The organism is Nocardia sp. NPDC023733 (assembly GCF_040639775.1).
GTDB lineage: Bacteria > Actinomycetota > Actinomycetes > Mycobacteriales > Mycobacteriaceae > Nocardia > Nocardia rosealba.
In genome coordinates this window covers 71161-85999 of the sequence record NZ_JBFAAN010000003.1, presented here as the reverse complement: position 1 = coordinate 85999, position 14839 = coordinate 71161, and the positions used below count along the sequence as shown (strand labels likewise).

At 68.3% G+C, this 14839-nt stretch carries 15 protein-coding genes, 1 tRNA gene and 1 other RNA gene; 10 read left to right on the top strand and 7 right to left on the bottom strand.

The annotated features are described in order from the left end of the window. The first annotated feature begins 235 nt into the window (after positions 1-235). A complete protein-coding gene (locus tag AB0F86_RS15850) occupies positions 236-445 on the top strand; it encodes a DUF397 domain-containing protein (RefSeq protein WP_067494664.1) in 210 nt (69 codons plus the stop codon). Positions 446-539: 94 nt separating this feature from the next. Next, on the top strand, positions 540-1922 hold the full coding sequence (locus AB0F86_RS15845) for a wax ester/triacylglycerol synthase domain-containing protein (protein ID WP_356984782.1): 1383 nt from the start codon (positions 540-542) through the stop codon (positions 1920-1922). On the opposite strand, the gene AB0F86_RS15840 is transcribed toward AB0F86_RS15845, so the two are convergent. Continuing rightward, a complete protein-coding gene (locus AB0F86_RS15840) occupies positions 1919-2365 on the bottom strand; it encodes a helix-turn-helix transcriptional regulator (protein ID WP_181700442.1) in 447 nt (148 codons plus the stop codon). The two genes, AB0F86_RS15845 and AB0F86_RS15840, sit on opposite strands and share 4 nt — an antisense overlap. 272 nt (positions 2366-2637) lie before the next feature. Further along, positions 2638-3276: a helix-turn-helix transcriptional regulator gene (locus tag AB0F86_RS15835; protein ID WP_166655806.1), complete on the bottom strand. Its 639-nt coding sequence runs from the start codon at positions 3274-3276 to the stop codon at positions 2638-2640. A gap of 126 nt (positions 3277-3402) precedes the next feature. On the opposite strand from AB0F86_RS15835, the gene AB0F86_RS15830 reads away from it, so the two are divergent. Together AB0F86_RS15830 and AB0F86_RS15825 are read left to right on the top strand one after the other, a co-directional pair. Continuing rightward, positions 3403-3534, top strand: a complete 132-nt coding sequence (locus AB0F86_RS15830; RefSeq protein ID WP_255284036.1) for a hypothetical protein — start codon at positions 3403-3405, stop codon at positions 3532-3534. An 85-nt stretch (positions 3535-3619) separates the two neighbouring features. Then, complete coding sequence (locus AB0F86_RS15825; RefSeq protein WP_181700440.1) at positions 3620-5065, top strand: threonine/serine exporter family protein; 1446 nt, start codon at positions 3620-3622, stop codon at positions 5063-5065. Between the two features lies 1 nt (position 5066). Here the strand turns inward: AB0F86_RS15825 and AB0F86_RS15820 are convergent, their stop codons facing one another. The 3 genes from AB0F86_RS15820 to AB0F86_RS15810 all read right to left on the bottom strand — a co-directional run bounded on the left by AB0F86_RS15820 (position 5067) and on the right by AB0F86_RS15810 (position 6891). Beyond that, positions 5067-5480 carry a DUF5994 family protein gene (locus AB0F86_RS15820; protein ID WP_181700438.1) on the bottom strand — a complete coding sequence of 138 codons (414 nt, stop codon included), beginning with the start codon at positions 5478-5480 and terminating at the stop codon, positions 5067-5069. A gap of 254 nt (positions 5481-5734) precedes the next feature. Beyond that, a tRNA-Ser gene (locus AB0F86_RS15815) sits at positions 5735-5822 on the bottom strand. A 67-nt stretch (positions 5823-5889) separates the two neighbouring features. Further along, positions 5890-6891 (bottom strand): hypothetical protein, encoded by a 1002-nt coding sequence (locus AB0F86_RS15810; RefSeq protein ID WP_181700436.1) that lies wholly within the window; start codon positions 6889-6891, stop codon positions 5890-5892. A gap of 147 nt (positions 6892-7038) precedes the next feature. Here AB0F86_RS15810 and AB0F86_RS15805 point away from each other — a divergent pair, with 147 nt between their 5' ends. From AB0F86_RS15805 to AB0F86_RS15795, 3 genes are all read left to right on the top strand, one after another. Beyond that, positions 7039-7599: a TetR/AcrR family transcriptional regulator gene (locus AB0F86_RS15805; RefSeq protein WP_225281227.1), complete on the top strand. Its 561-nt coding sequence runs from the start codon at positions 7039-7041 to the stop codon at positions 7597-7599. A 26-nt stretch (positions 7600-7625) separates the two neighbouring features. Further along, an RNA gene (gene ffs / locus AB0F86_RS15800) (signal recognition particle sRNA small type) lies at positions 7626-7720 on the top strand. Between the two features lie 129 nt (positions 7721-7849). Further along, positions 7850-9139, top strand: a complete 1290-nt coding sequence (locus AB0F86_RS15795) for an aminotransferase class I/II-fold pyridoxal phosphate-dependent enzyme (RefSeq protein WP_181700432.1) — start codon at positions 7850-7852, stop codon at positions 9137-9139. A gap of 51 nt (positions 9140-9190) precedes the next feature. Here the strand turns inward: AB0F86_RS15795 and AB0F86_RS15790 are convergent, their stop codons facing one another. After that, positions 9191-9994 carry a methyltransferase domain-containing protein gene (locus AB0F86_RS15790; protein WP_356984569.1) on the bottom strand — a complete coding sequence of 268 codons (804 nt, stop codon included), beginning with the start codon at positions 9992-9994 and terminating at the stop codon, positions 9191-9193. Positions 9995-10039: 45 nt separating this feature from the next. On the opposite strand from AB0F86_RS15790, the gene AB0F86_RS15785 reads away from it, so the two are divergent. The 3 genes from AB0F86_RS15785 to AB0F86_RS15775 all read left to right on the top strand — a co-directional run bounded on the left by AB0F86_RS15785 (position 10040) and on the right by AB0F86_RS15775 (position 13010). Beyond that, positions 10040-10618 (top strand): HhH-GPD-type base excision DNA repair protein, encoded by a 579-nt coding sequence (locus tag AB0F86_RS15785; protein ID WP_067640350.1) that lies wholly within the window; start codon positions 10040-10042, stop codon positions 10616-10618. A gap of 69 nt (positions 10619-10687) precedes the next feature. After that, positions 10688-11383, top strand: a complete 696-nt coding sequence (locus AB0F86_RS15780) for a hypothetical protein (protein WP_356984567.1) — start codon at positions 10688-10690, stop codon at positions 11381-11383. Between the two features lie 358 nt (positions 11384-11741). After that, complete coding sequence (locus tag AB0F86_RS15775) at positions 11742-13010, top strand: ROK family protein (RefSeq protein ID WP_225281224.1); 1269 nt, start codon at positions 11742-11744, stop codon at positions 13008-13010. On the opposite strand, the gene AB0F86_RS15770 is transcribed toward AB0F86_RS15775, so the two are convergent. Then, positions 13011-14624 carry a DUF2207 domain-containing protein gene (locus tag AB0F86_RS15770; RefSeq protein ID WP_356984565.1) on the bottom strand — a complete coding sequence of 538 codons (1614 nt, stop codon included), beginning with the start codon at positions 14622-14624 and terminating at the stop codon, positions 13011-13013. It abuts the gene before it with no gap. Positions 14625-14839 lie beyond the last annotated feature (215 nt).

Sequence of the window (14839 nt, the reverse complement as noted above, 5' to 3'; positions counted from 1 at the left end):
GAGAAAGCAAATTCTCATCCGCAAACTTGCGGAAGACCTGCTACTGTTTCTTCCGCGGGGGCAGCCCCCGGAGGCGGAAACGCCTCATGCGCTGGTTCGTGCCGATCGGTTGCGCGTTCCGGGTGGCAGTGCTGTGGGTGCCACGAAGTAACTCGTCGGTCGCGCCGGAAATCGGAAATGCTGAACCGATTCGGCGGTGTTATCCCGTTCTCACTGATGCAAAGGAGCAAGTGCTGTGGAGGTTGATGTGACGGGCGCTGTGTGGCGCAAGAGCACCTACAGCGGTCCCGATGGAAACTGCGTGGAAGTCGCCTTTCTCACCGGCGGCGAGATCGCGGTCCGCGACACCAAGGATCACGGGCGTGGCCCCGTGCTGGCCTTCGGACCAGGAGCGTGGCGAGCGTTTCTCGCCGACGTCACCGCAGGACAGTTCGCGCGCGGCTGAACCGCCGATGCGCCTGAACCGGGCAGTTCGGGCCCCGGGTCGATAGGACTCGGGGCCTTCTCTCGGCGTGGCCTATCGTGGCCGGGTGACCAGAATGGCCCCGCGCGACGCGACGATGTTCTGGCTGTCGCGCCGCACCGCCAATGATGTGTTCTTGCTCTACTGTTTCGCCGAAACCCCCACTCCTACTGAGGAACTGCGCGCCGCGGTTGCCGAACGCGTAGCGCTCATTCCCGATCTGTGCCGCCGGTTGCGCGAGACCGCGCGCGACCTCGACTATCCGCACTGGATTCCGGCCGAATTCATTCCCCAGCAATTCATTGCCCACCGGCCCGACGGCCTGCCGTGGCCCACTCTGCTCGACCGGCTCGGCGAACTTCTGGGTACCGGTGTCGACGCCACCGAACGGCCCTGGCGGCTGCATGTTTTTCGTGGTGTCCGTGATGCGCCGATGTCGACCGGGCCGTCGCTGGTGGCGGTGGTTCAGATCTCCCATGCTCTCGCCGACGGCACCCGTGCGGCCGCACTCACCAGATCCCTGTTTGTCCACAGGCTTCCTGATGCGCCTGTGGATAACTCGGTGAAACACCGAGTAGATCCTGTGAAAACGCCGGTGAGGCCTGTGGATTACTGGGGACAACTCTGTGGATGGATGGATCCGAGTGTGCCTGGGGTACTACGTTTTCCCCAGCAGCTGATCGCGACGTTCCGCCGTGGTCTGGCGGCGGGCCGTGCCCAACGGGAACTCGCCGAGCGCACCGCCGTCGGCGAAGTGCCCGCGCCCACAACCGGCTTCACGCCCGGTGCGCTCAACACGATGCGGCCCGTCGCGGCGCTCGATCATCAGGTCCGCATGCTCGTCGTCCCCGCGGACGCGCTGCGCCGCGCGCACGTCACAGTGACAGTGCTTGCGCTGACAGCGATTTCGCGCGCACTCACCACCTACCTCACCGAGCACGGTCGAGCACCGGAACGCCTCGGTGCCGCGCTGCCGATGGCCGTGCCCGCATCGAGCAACGCGCACAACAACTACCGAGGTCTTTCCATCGACCTGCACATCGAGGAACCAGACCTGCGCGTCCGTGCCGAACTGATCGCCGACGAACTGCGAACCCGTCGTGAACGCGCGCTGAATCCGCTTCTCGCCGTGCAGGATCAAGTCGGTGAAACCGTTCCCGCGCTGTTCGCGGTGCGTGACGTCGCCCGCGCCGACCTCGACACGCCCCCGCGGACGATCGACGGCAACACCGTCGTCTCCAGCGTGAACCGTGGCGCCGCCGACCTCACCTTCGCGGGCGCACCGGTCCTGTTCACCGGCGGATTTCCGGCGCTCGGCACCGTCATGCACCTGACCCACGGCATCCACGGACTCGGCGAAACCATCACGCTCTCCGTGCATTCCGACAAAGCGGCCGTGCCGGATCCCGATCGGTACCTGGCCCTGCTCGCGGAAGCGGTGGACGCCGTGCGTGGCTAACGCTTGCCGGCCCGCCCCAGTTCGTCGCCGATCGCCCGCAGCGCCGAACGCAGCGCGGTGGTCGCATCGGTGCCCGCAGCCTCGCCCTCGATCAACCCGTCGATCCGGAACGGGCAGAAGTACCCCGAATCACCCTGGTGCGGGCGGCCGATCTCGATGAGGGGGCGGCCGGTCCGCTGCGCGATGGCGGTGGCGAGTGCCGCGTCGGCCGCACGCGGATCGCGCCGCACGCGGGGGAGGGCGGGCACCGCCTGGGCGTGCACCCGCTCGTACCAGTCGATCACCTCGGAAGGCGCGGCGCGCGTGCCGGTTTCGTAGTGGCCGAGCGCGGCCCGGCTGTACGGAACGCGGGTGGCCAACCCCGCCAAGGACAATCCGGCTTCTTCCCGCAGCCGCCGCAACCGCGCGCCTACGAGTCTCCCCTGCTCGCCCCGACTGGACATGCAGCCGTCGTAGAGAACTGTAGACGTTTGTAGACGATTTTTGCTGTCCAAAAGGTCTTGACAGTGACCATACTTTCCCCTGGCGGCTTCACCAGAACCATACCGCGCCACCCGTGCAGCACTGACACGTTCGGAGGGGAAAGCATGGACGTCTACCTGTGGATTGCCGTCGGCCTCTTGGGATTCGGGGCACTCACCCGGTACCTGCTGTTACTACCGCCCGCCGAGACCGTCACCGGCCGTCCGACCGTCGCCGACATCCGCCGCAGGATTCAGTCCGAGCGGGCACCCGGCCACGATTCGACGACACCGTCGCCGCGCAACATCTCCAGCAGGAGCTTCTCGGCGTCGGACTTCTCCCTGGCCAGCGCGCTCCAGCCGCGCACCACACCGTCGGGGCCGGACTTCGTCGTCCACGAGCCCACCGCATGAGCGCCCTGGGGGTGCAGCGAGTAGTAGATGGTGCCGACCGGGAAGGCGACATCCATGCCACGCACCCAGCCGGTGATCGCGTCGCCGTCCCATACCCGCATCTCACCACGCACGCCGGGCCCCGGATCGTCCTCGGCCGCAGCGGTTTCGGCGGTGTCGAGCAGCAGGTGGTCGCCTTCGTGCCGGATCGTCACCTCCGCTACCTCGACCTCGTCGCCGTGTTTCGCCGCCTTCTGCCAGGCTGCCCACCAGCGGCCCGCCAGGTCGACCCGGTTGTCGACGATCCCGGCCAGTTCCGCCAGCGAGATGCGCAACGCGTCGGCCAACCGGATCGCGACCGGAAGGGTCGGCGACTGCTCCTCGGATTCGTACCGGGTGATCTGCCGCGAACTCACCCCGATGGCGGTGGCGAGCGCGGGCTGCGACAGCCCGAGCAACCGCCGCCGCTCCTGAATCACCTTCCCCGTCCCGGTGTTCATACAGTCATCGCCTCCATTGCCGGCCCCTACCGTCACACCCTGCCCGACACATCCGCGCCGGACCCGCCGCCACGGGTCGTCACCGGCGATATCGAACATCACTGGCGCACCGCACATGCCGACTGCGTGGCCGATTCTCCCATCTCTTCGCTCCAGCAGGCCCGTTTCGTGCTGACCGAGCACGACGGGTGCGGACCACGCTGCTTGCAGCACCTGGCGGCCACCGCGTACAGCACGGGTCTGATCGACGACATCTGAGCAGGTCGCGGGGAGTTACGAACGACACGTTGACGAACTCGTGACGAGGCGGCGAACCGGCACGAAACGCCGTTACGGTCGAAGTATGACAGCGGAGCACACGGCGGACGGCGACGATTCGTCCCTCGGACGCCTCGGTTCGCGCCCGCGTCTGCGCCTGCGCCGCCCGTTCTGGCGTCCGCTCGAACGCGCGACCGCGGACAACATCGTCGCCGCGCCCACTCCGCTGCGGCCGATCGACCTCACCGACGACGCCGAGGTGTCGCAGGTGCTCGATCTGGCGGTACGGGTGGGTGAGGTGGTGCTCGCCGCCGGTACCGGTGTCGGCGACACCTCCGCGCAGGTGCGCTTCATCGCCTCCACCTACGGTCTGGACAAATGCGATATCGACGTCACCTTCGACGCCATCCGCATCTGGGCCGACCGCGGCCCGTACCTGCCGCCGGCCAGCGATATGCGGGTGGTGAAGTACCGCTCGCTCGACTTCACCCGCCTCGCCGCCGTCGACCGGTTGACCCGGCGCATCCGCACCCAGGTGGTTCCGGTGGAGAACGCGCACGCCGCGCTCGACGAGATCGTCTCCGCTCGGCACCCGTATCCGCGCTGGGTGTCGACGGCGGGCTGGTCGCTGCTCGCCGCGGCCATCGCGGTGCTGCTCGGCGGTGGCGTGATACTCGCGGTGATCAGTTTCGCGACGACCGCCGTCATCGACCTGGTGAACCGGGCGCTGCATCAGCTCGGTTTGCCGTTGTTCTTCCAGAACATGATCGGTGGCGTCATCGCCTCGACGCCGGCGATAGCGCTTGCCGCGTTCAGTGACCAATGGCGAGCCGATGCGGCGCTCATCGTGGCGGCGGGTATCACCGTGCTGCTCTCCGGATTGCAACTGGTCGGTTCGGTGCAGGACGCCATCACCGGTGCGCCGGTCACCGCCGCGGCCCGCATGCTCGAAGTGGTGATGATGACCGGCGGCATCGTCGCGGGCATCGGTCTGGCACTGCGGATTTCGACCATTCTCGGGATCGAGGTGCCCGAGATCGCGGCGAACGCCGGTCGCGATACCGAGTTCCTCGCGCTCAAACTCAGCGCCGGTGCGGTTGCGGCTGTCGCGTTCGCGATGGCCTGTTATGCCGAGCGGCGGGCCTTGTTCGCGGCAGCTCTCAGCGGCGCGGGCGGCACCGTGGCCTACCTCGTGGTCCAGGACATCGGGTTCGGACCGGTCGTCGCCTCGGGTGCCGCGGCCACGCTGATCGGCATGGCCGGTGGTCTGATGGCGCGGCGCGCGCTCACTCCGCCGCTGGTCGTCGCGGCCGCGGGCATCACGCCGCTGCTGCCGGGTCTGAAGGTGTACCGAGGGCTGTACGCCCTGCTCGAGGACGAAACGCTGCTCGGATTCGGGCAGATCCTCGGTGCCTTCGGTGTCGGTTGCGCGCTCGCGGCGGGCGTCATTCTCGGTGAATGGTTCGACCGGTTGCTCAGCCGCCGCGGCACACCGCGCGACTTCGACCCGACCTACACCAGCGACCGCTGACTCAGATCGCGCCCATCAGCGTGCGCGGTCCGTCGGCGGCGGTGTCAGCCGGGGCCGGGTCCTGGATCCGTGGCTTGCCCGCGGCCCAGCGCATCTGGCTGCGCGCGGCGGCCGCCTCGGTGGAGGCGGGGATGACGAGCAGCGCGAGGCTCGCGCCGTTGCTGCCGACCAGGTGCATGATGCGCGCGGCCTCGTCGGCGCCGGGTTCGTCGGCGGTCCAGTCGAATCCGAGCTGGGCCAGCTTGCCGATCTGCGGTCCGACCGCGGTGACCAGCTGGTGCATCTCGGTCATCGGCGTGTCGGTGCGCGGCCACCAGGCGCCGTCGATCGGGCCGGGTGCCGTCTTGCGGTCGCGCAGCATCAGCCGGATCGGGCCCGCCGTGTCGCGACCGATAGTCGTGTCAGGTGTACTCACGAAAGTTTCCTCTTGGTGTGTTCGGTCGGCGCTCTCGGCGCCGGCCGGTGTGCGCCGTCGGTTTCGACGGGCACGAAGCCTTTAATACCCAGTTCCGCTGTGTCTGCACGCGCGATTTATCGCGGCGACGACGGCGGTCGGGTGCGGTGGGGGTCTCCCGCACCATCGGGGGTCACTCTACGGATACCCACCGACAGATCCACCGGATCAAAACGAACAGGGCCCTGACCGGCGAACCGATCAGGGCCCTGCTGTGGCGGAGGATAGGGGATTTGAACCCCTGAGGGCGTTAACCCAACCCGCGTTCCAGGCGAGCGCCATAGGCCACTAGGCGAATCCTCCGTGGAGCAGCATAGCGGGTCGACGGGGGCCGATGCCAAACCGGCCCCCATCTCACCGCGTTGACCTGCTATTTCTTCAGTGCGGTCAGGACCTTGCGGACCTGGGTTTCGGCGGCCGAGCGCAGGGTCGACTTGTCGACACTGCCCATCTTGTCCACCTCGATCTCCACCTTCACCGAGATATTGCTGTCGTGCGCGGCGACCACGTAGATGTAGTCGTTCGGGATGGAACCGTAGATGCGCTGCTCGTAGGCGTAGTACGCCTCCGTGCCCAGGCCGCTGAGCGGGCCGTGGTCGTAGTCCTTGCCGGTGGTCTTGGTGTCGTAGCCCTTCCAGCGCGAGTAGTCCGATTCGGTCTCGTAGCTGGACTTGAACGCCACCTCGAGCGAGATCTTCGCGCCGGTGCCGCTGCGGCCGGAGTCCTGGTTCTTGGCATCGCAGTTGTAGGAGCCGCCACCGCCGTACTCCGAGGGCTCACGCTCGGTGTGCGTGGTCGTCTCCCTGGTCGAGGACCACTGGTTGAGCACCGTGAGGTCGATCAGGTCGCAGGCGTTCTTGCCCTTCTGGAAGGCGTAGTCGCCTTCCCATTCGGACGGGTTGGGACCGAACGGGTTGGTCTCGTCGGCCTTGTTCGCGGCGAAGGCGATGAGGCCGATCACGAGCACGCCGACCAGCAGCACCGCGCCGCCGACGATCCACCACACGGCCTTGTTGCCCGACGACGGCGGGCGCGGCGGCGTGCCCCACTGCTGGGCCGGGTACTGCGGCGGCGCCGCGAACGGCTGTGCGGTGGCGCCTGCCTGGTACGGCATGCCGGTGTAGGGCTGCGGGTTGGCACCGCTCTGATACGGCGTCGCCGCCGGGGGAGCGGTGTAGGGGTTGGCGCCGCTGTGCTGCGGTGCGGGCGGCGCGGTGTAGGGGCCGGGCGTGCCGATGTCGCCGCGCAGGATGGTCGGATCGGCCTGCTGTGGTGGCTGACCCGACTCGGGGCCTGGGCGTTCCCACCACTGCACAGTCGGGTCGGACGGCGGTACGTCGCCGCCGGGCGGTTGCTGGTTCGGGCCGGTCACGCGCGGAACCCCCTCGTAGTCATGGGGAACCGGGACCCCCCTTGCCGATGTCGCACTGATCGTAGCCAGCTTCGGCAGGGGATGACGTATCTATACGCCTACGTACACTGGTTGTTCCGTCGTCGGGCGAGCAGAAACGGAGCACACGTGGGCGTCGCGCGAACACCACGCGAACGGTGGATCGAAGAGGGGCTGCACGTGCTCGCCGGCTCGGGTGTCGACGCGGTGCGGGTGGAAGCGCTCGCCAAACGCATCGGCGTCACCAAGGGCGGTTTCTACGGTTACTTCGCCGACCGCGAGGCCCTGCTGACCGCGATGCTGGAAGCGTGGGAGCGCGAGGCGGTCGACGAGGTGCTCGCCAAGGTCGACCACGCCGGCCTCGACCCCAAGAACCGGGCGCGCATGGCCGGTGTCCTCACCCTCTCCGATCACCGGCTGCTGCCCATCGATCTGGCCGTCCGCGACTGGGCCCGCCGCGACGACGACGTCGCCGCTCGCCTGCGTCGCGTCGACAACGCGCGAATGGCATTGCTGCGCGAGACGATCGGCGAATTCTGCGATGATCCCGACGAAGTGGAAGCCCGCGCCCTGCTCGCCTTCTGCGCCGTGATCGGCGGGCACTTCCTCGCCGCCGATCACGAGGGCCGCACCCGCGTCGAGGTGCTCATCCGGGCCGCCGACCTGCTGTTCGAACCCCGAAATCGCTAGTACGCGCGATTGCGGCTACACTGGCCGACGGATCCCGCGCGGCGCGCATCCTGTGAACTCCCCCAGGGCCGGAAGGCAGCAAGGGTCAACGGGCTCTGCCGGGTGCGCGGGGTCCCCTTAAATTTCCGGACTCCGCTGCACACCTTCGCAGCGTGCGAGCCCATCCTCCCTGGATACCCTGCCGATTCCCGGCAACCGCCGGGTAACGTTGCGGGTACACCCACCTTGCTGCTTCGAAAGGCTGCCCAGGATGCCCCGGCAAACGCAGATCGGTTTGATGAGCCACGCGGAACTCGTGTCCGAGCACGAGTCCCAGACCGCGAACTACGCGACGCTCAAGACCGAGAAGCTCACGCTGGATCTCACCCGAGGTAAGCCGTCACCGGAACAACTAGACCTCTCCTCGCCGCTGCTGGCCCTACCCGGCGACGGCGACTTCCGCGACGGCACCGGCACCGACTGCCGCAACTACGGTGGCCTCACCGGCCTGCCCGAACTGCGCGCGATCTTCGGTGAACTGCTCGGCATCCCCGTCGACCAATTGGTGGCGGGCAACAACGCCAGCCTCGAGATGATGCACGACATCATCGTCTTCTCGATGCTCTACGGCACCCCCGACTCCCCGCGCCGCTGGGCCTCCGACGAGCCGATCAAGTGGCTGTGTCCCGCCCCCGGCTACGACCGGCACTTCGCCATCACCGAGGCGCTCGGCATCGAGATGATCACCATCCCGATGCGTCACGACGGCCCCGACACCCATGCCATCGCGCGGTTGCTGGCAAACGACCCGCAGATCAAGGGTCTGTGGGCGGTGCCGAACTACTCCAACCCCACCGGTGTGGTCTTCTCCGAAGAGATTGTGCGCGAACTGGTTTCGATGCCGGCCGCCGCACCGGACTTCCGCCTTTTCTGGGACAACGCCTACGCCGTACACCCGCTCACCGACACCGCCGCACCGGTGCTCGATGTGCTCGGCATGGCGGCGGCCGCCGGTCACCCGAACCGGCCGCTGGTCTTCGCCTCGACCTCCAAGATCACCTTCGCCGGTGCTGGCGTGAGCTTCTTCGGTGCGTCCAAGGCCAATATCGACTGGTACCTCGACCACGCGGGCAAGAAGAGCATCGGCCCCGACAAGCTCAACCAGCTGCGGCACCTGCGGTTCTTCACCGACGCCGAAGGCGTGCGTGAGCACATGCAGAAGCATCGGCGGTTGCTCGAGCCGAAGTTCGCGCTGGTGCGCCGGATTCTCGAGGATCGGCTCGGGGCGTCGAAGGTCGCTTCGTGGACCGAACCCAAGGGCGGGTATTTCATCAGTCTCGATGTGCTCGAGGGGACTGCGGCACGGGTGATCGCGTTGGCCAAGGACGCGGGGATCGCGCTGACGGCCGCCGGGTCGGCGTTCCCGTACCGCAACGATCCCGAGGACAAGAACATCCGGATCGCGCCGAGTTTCCCGCAGCTGCCGGAGCTGGAGAAGGCGATGGACGGGCTGGCGACGTGTGTGTTGCTCGCCGCGACGGAGAAGCTGCTCGAAGCCTGATCACGAACGAGGCCCCGCGTACCCCGCCTGCCGGGATACGCGGGGTTTCGCTTATTTCTTGTGGGCCAGGGTGGCGAAGACGGTCACCGAGATGTGGGTGTGGCCCTTGGGTGCGGCCTCTTTGAGGTCGGTGAGGAGTTGGTCCCGGGCTTCGGGGGTGACGGTTCCCCGCAGCACCGCGAGGTCGGCTATGCGGTTGACCAGGGCGCCCGCGCCGATGGTTCGGTCCTGGACCAGCGCGTGGGAGCCGATCTCGTCGACGGTCAGGCCTGCGTCGGTGAGGAGGCCGGCCAGTCTGCGGCCGGAGAGGGGGTTGGTGGTGGAGGAGATCAGGGTGTCGATCACCGCGCGTGCCACCTCGGGGACGCCGGGATGGATGATGGCGGTCGCCCAGTCGACGTCGACGACTACCGCGCGGCCGCCGGGGCGAAGGACGCGCGCGATTTCGGTCGCGGCGCGGGCGGGGGCGGTCAGGTGCTGGAAGACGCGTTCGCACAGAACGGCGTCGAAAGTGTTGTCGCCGAAAGGCAATCCGTAGGCGTCGCCGGAGACGAAGGTGGCAGTGGAGCCGCGTTCGGTCGCGCGCCGGGTGGCGGCGGCGAGTAGATCCGGGTCGGGTTCCACGCCGACGGCGGTGCCACGGGGACCGACCGCGTCGGCGAAGGTGAACACTTCCGAGCCGGTGCCCGAACCGATGTCGAGCGCGCTGTCGCCGGGCTGCAAAGAGAGTCGTTCATGGGTCCAGGCGCCGAGGGCGCGCACGCCGGGCTGAGTCACCTCCAGGTCATGGGCATCGATCAGCTGGGGTTGTCCCGCCTGATCGAAACGGTCCGGGCGTGGGGTGTAATCCGTCATTCGTACCGCCGATGTGGGTGCAGTGAAATGTGTCACGATGAATATATGACCCGAACGCTGTGCCTTGCCCAGGACGCCGAGGCCGATCAACTACTCAGCACCGACGATTTCGCCTTGCTGCTCGGCATGCTCCTGGATCAGCAGTACCCGATGGAACACGCCTTTCGGGGGCCGCAGAAACTGGCCGGGCGAATGGGCGGATTCGATCTGCGCCGTATCGCCGAGGCCGACCCGGCCGAATTCGAGGAACTCGCCGCCACCCCACCCGCCATCCACCGGTACGGCCGCTCGATGGCCCGGCGCGCGCAGGCGCTCGCCAACTACATCATCGAGCACTACGACGGCGTACCAGCGAAGATCTGGACCGAGGGCGACCCCGACGGCAAGGAAGTGCTGCGCCGGTTGCAGGACTTGCCGGGCTTCGGCGCGCAGAAGGCGAAGATCTTCCTCGCCCTGCTCGGCAAACAACGCGGTGTGCAACCGGCGGGCTGGCGAAAAGCGGCGGGTGCCTACGGCGACGAGGGTTCGCGCCGTTCGGTCGCCGACGTCGTGGATGCCGAAACCCTCGCCGAAGTAAGGGAATTCAAGAAACAAGCGAAAGCCGCGGCCAAAGCGGCCGAGTGAATTCGGCGATTGCGATCTCGGTGCGTTTATTCCTCGTCAGGCAAACGCGTTTACCGGAAGCTTTCCGGCATGAAGATGAGGAAGTTCGCCGTGGTTGCGGCACTGTTGACCGTGGCGACCGGGGTCACCGCGGGCACCGTCAACGCGGCGCCCGAGCAAGCAGCACCGATCAACTACACCGCCGAGGTCGTCGACGAGTCGAGGGCCGTCGTCACCACCGATGCCGGATCGCTGGTCACCGAGGACGGCGCGTTCAAGATCAAAGCGGCCGATGGAACCACCGTCGCGGCCACCCCGCTGACGTTCCGGCTCGACGAGTTCGAGTTGCCGATCGCCGCCGAGATCTCGGGTAACACCGCCACCCTCACCCCGCAGCTCGACCCGGCCAAGGCCGTGTACAAGCCGGTCGCCCTGCCGTACGAGGACAAGGCGCCCTGGAAGACGGAGTACGAGCGTGAGCAGGCCGCCTGGCAGCGCCTGACCTCGACGATCTCGATGGGTGCGACCATCGGCACCCTGGTCGGCGGGCTCGGCGGGGCCGCCGCCGGTTGCATCGCGGGCGCGGCACTCGGCCTCGTCGCCACCGGTGCGCTGCTCACCCTGTTCGGCCTCGGTCCGCTCGGCGGGTGCGTCGCGGGTGCGGCCGCCGTCGGCTTCCTCGGCGTGATCGCCGGGCAGCTGTTCGTCACCGGCCCGGTAGCCGTCGCCGCCGCGATCCAGTACTTCACCACCATCAACCAGCCCTTCACGCCACCGGCCAAGTAGGCCGTCCGCGCGCGAACCCCTCCCGGCGTCCTCGGGAGGGGTTCGTGCTGTGTCACAGCATCATTACGCCTTGCACTGCACCGCGCTGACCTGGTGATTTGCTGTGTGTCACCACACAATTCGCCGGTCGGTCTTGGATGGGGGCCGATTCGGTGTTAATTTGATTGTTATGTCCGGCAACCATCACTCCGCCCTGCGGGTCACCTACGTGACCGCCGCGCTGGGTCTGCGGTTGCCGTTGACGCGCGAACTGTGTCGTTCCTGCCGCTGCAGCTGAGCCCCTCGGGTTCGCGAGCTGCCACACCCCTCGTGTAGGCAAACCCGTTGTTGAAACGGGATTTTCGGCAAGGAACTGCATATGTCTGCCCCCATTCTCGACCGCCCCATTTCGCGGGTGGTCACCGGTCGTCCCCGAGTTTCGCGTCCCGTCGTCGCCCCCGAGCTGCGGCGCAGCGACAACCCCGCCGCCGCCGTGCTGCGTACCGCAGTCGGCGGCCCCATCTCCCGCGACAATGCCGCCCGCGCAACGGGTTTGAGCATCGCGACGGTGAACCGCCAAGTGGCCGCGCTGCTTTCGGCCGGTCTGCTGCGTGAGCGCGCAGATCTCACCGCCGCCGGTGCGGTCGGACGGCCACGGGTGCCCTTCGAGATCGACCACGACGCCTACCTCACCATCGGCATCCACATCGGCGCCGCGGCGACGAAGATCGTGGCCGCCGACCTGCGTGGCCGCATCCTCGGTGGGCTGGCCATCGCGACACCGCAGACCGGGCAGGACTTCGCCGTCACCACGGTCGCCCGCAGCGCCAAGGCGTTCCTGCAGCGCTGGCACCGGCGCACCCCGCTGTGGGCAGGCGTCGCCATCGGCGGACGGGTCGACACGCACACCGGTGTGGTCGACCATCCGAAACTGGCGTGGCAGGGCGCACCGCTCGGCCAGGTCCTCGGCGATGTGCTCGAGCTCCCGGTTTCCGTCGCACCCCACGTGGAAGCGATGGCCGCCTCGGAACTGCTGCTGCCGACCTTCGACGCGCGCGGCCCGGAACAGCCCGCCGACCAGCCCGGCAGCAGCCTGTACTTCTACGTCCGCGAGACGGCGGGCATCGCCGTCACCCTCGACGGGCGGGTGCACACCCCGAGCAACGGCCCGGGTTCCATCGCGCACCTGCCCACCGGTTCGGACGTGCAGTGCACCTGCGGCAGGCGTGGCTGCTTGGAAGTGACCGTCGGCGATCGGGCGCTGCAAGCGCGTGCGGTCGGGCGCGGAATCATCCCGGCGCACAACGGAACCGCGGGCACCACCATCGCCGACCTGTACCGGGCCGCCGAGTCCGGTTCCGAGGGCGCCCGCGAGCTGCTCGCCGAACGCGCGACCATGCTCGGCCAGACCGTCGCCCTGGTCCGCGACATGCTCAACCCGGACCGGGTGGTCCTCGGCGGGCAGGCCTTCACCGGCTACCGCCCGGCCCTCGGGCACGTGGCCCGCGCGTTCACCCAGAGCACCCAGTTGCCCCCGACCGACATCCGGGTCAGCGGATTCGGCGGCAAGGTCCAGGAATTCGCCGCCGTCGTCACCTCGCTCAGCGCGTTGTACGCCGACCCGCTGGCCGCCCTGCGCCGGGTGTAGCTACTTGCACGCGCCTTCCAAAGCGGTGATGAAGAACGGGAACTGGGAGGCGAAGCGGTGTAGGTTGCGGTCGCGGTCGTAGCCGGCGAACCAGTACAGGCCGGGCTGGGAATCGGCGGACGGATCCATATCGCGGAAGGTGCGGATCCAGTTGTCGGCGCGACCGCTGATCACCGTGTAGGGCAGGGCGCGGGAGAAGATCGTCTCCTGATCGATCGGCGGGATGCGGTCGCGTGACACCGAATCGAGTCCGCGCCCCATCGCCTTGATCCGGCCGACCACGGTGTCACCCAGCGTGGTTCGGGTCGGCAGGTAGTTCGGCAGCACGACCGTGGCCACCCCGGCCAGCAGGATCGCCACGCCGACCAGGGCGTGCCCGGCGGTCAACGCCAGGGCGACGGTGGTCGCGGCGCCGACGGCGATCAGCGCGGCGCCGATCCAGCGCGGCAGCATCCGCTGCTTCGGATCGGCCAGCGCGCCGGTCGACACCGCGTCGCGGCGCATGGCCTCGCGGATCGGGTCCAGTTGCAGGCGCCCGGGTGCGCGCAGCTCGCGCACGGCGACGGTGTCGGTGCCCTCGGGCAGCAACATGTCGTAGACGACCCTCTCGTACTCGCGCAGTTGGTCGTCGGGCGCGTTCACGCGGCTGATCCGCCAGTCGTCCTCGCCGCGCGCGTTCACCGGGGCGATCCACAGGTAACGGCGCACCGCCAGGTCGACGACGGTGGCGGCGATGTCGACCGGGTCGACGTGCTCGTCGAGCAGCAGACCGGCCTCGCCGGGCAGGACACCGTCGGGGGAGGTGAATTCCATCCGGTCACCGGTGGTGACGAGCGGGTCGAACGTGTCGCTGGTGGCGCGGGCCGTCGCACCGCGCTTGCGGGCGGTGAGCACGTAGGCGATCATCCCGGCCAGGGCCAGCAGCAGGGCGCCGAAGGCGGCGAGGACCGGGGTGGTGAAGGCGAAGAAGTTGTTCGAATCGCCGTCGCGCACATCGGCATTGGCGGGCACCGTGCCGGGCGGCATCTGCAGGGTGAGGTCGATCGCGTCGCCCTTGCGCAGGTCGGTCTGGCTCAGATACAGCACACCGTCGGGTTCGACGTGCACCTCGGCGCACGGGCGCGCGCTGCCCGCGGGGCCCAATTTGCAGTCGACGATGCCCATTTGGAAGCTGGGGCTGATCACCGACACATCGAGGGAGGCGATGTCGGCATTGAGCACGCCGAGCCAGTGGAACATCTGCGTGCCCGGCGCGTCGGCGACGGTGTTGTGCACCGTATACGTGAACTTGGATTCACCGGGCTTGGCCTCGACGACGAACTGGTCGTCGACGGTGGTCGCGGTGCCCGCCCCGGTCGCGGACACATCGGTGACCTTGAACACCCGCTCCACACCGTCGCCCAGGCCCAGGCGCAACGGCAGCGACATCGTGAAGTTCCCGTCGGCGGGCACCGCGACGGTTTCGACGACCCGCAGCACGCCTGTCTCGGTCAAGGTGAGATCGGCGGTGATCGACACCCCCGCGGGCTGCGTGTGGGCTACCGGAGCGGCCGCGAGCAGGCCCGCCGAAGCGAGCAGCAGCGCGCCTGCGGCGCCCCCCCGAAAAGTCAGCATGGCTGCCTACTCTAGACAGCTTGCTATCCTGCGTCAGCGGCTGTCGGCGACGAACTAGACGAGGGGGTACGGGGGACGTGAACCAACCACCGTACGGCTACGGCCCATACGGGCCTGGTGGACGACCGGTTCCGCCACCCCCCGGCTATGGTCGTGCCCCGGGTTATCGCCCGCAGCAGGGCTACGGTCCGCCCGGATACCCACCGCCGCAAGGG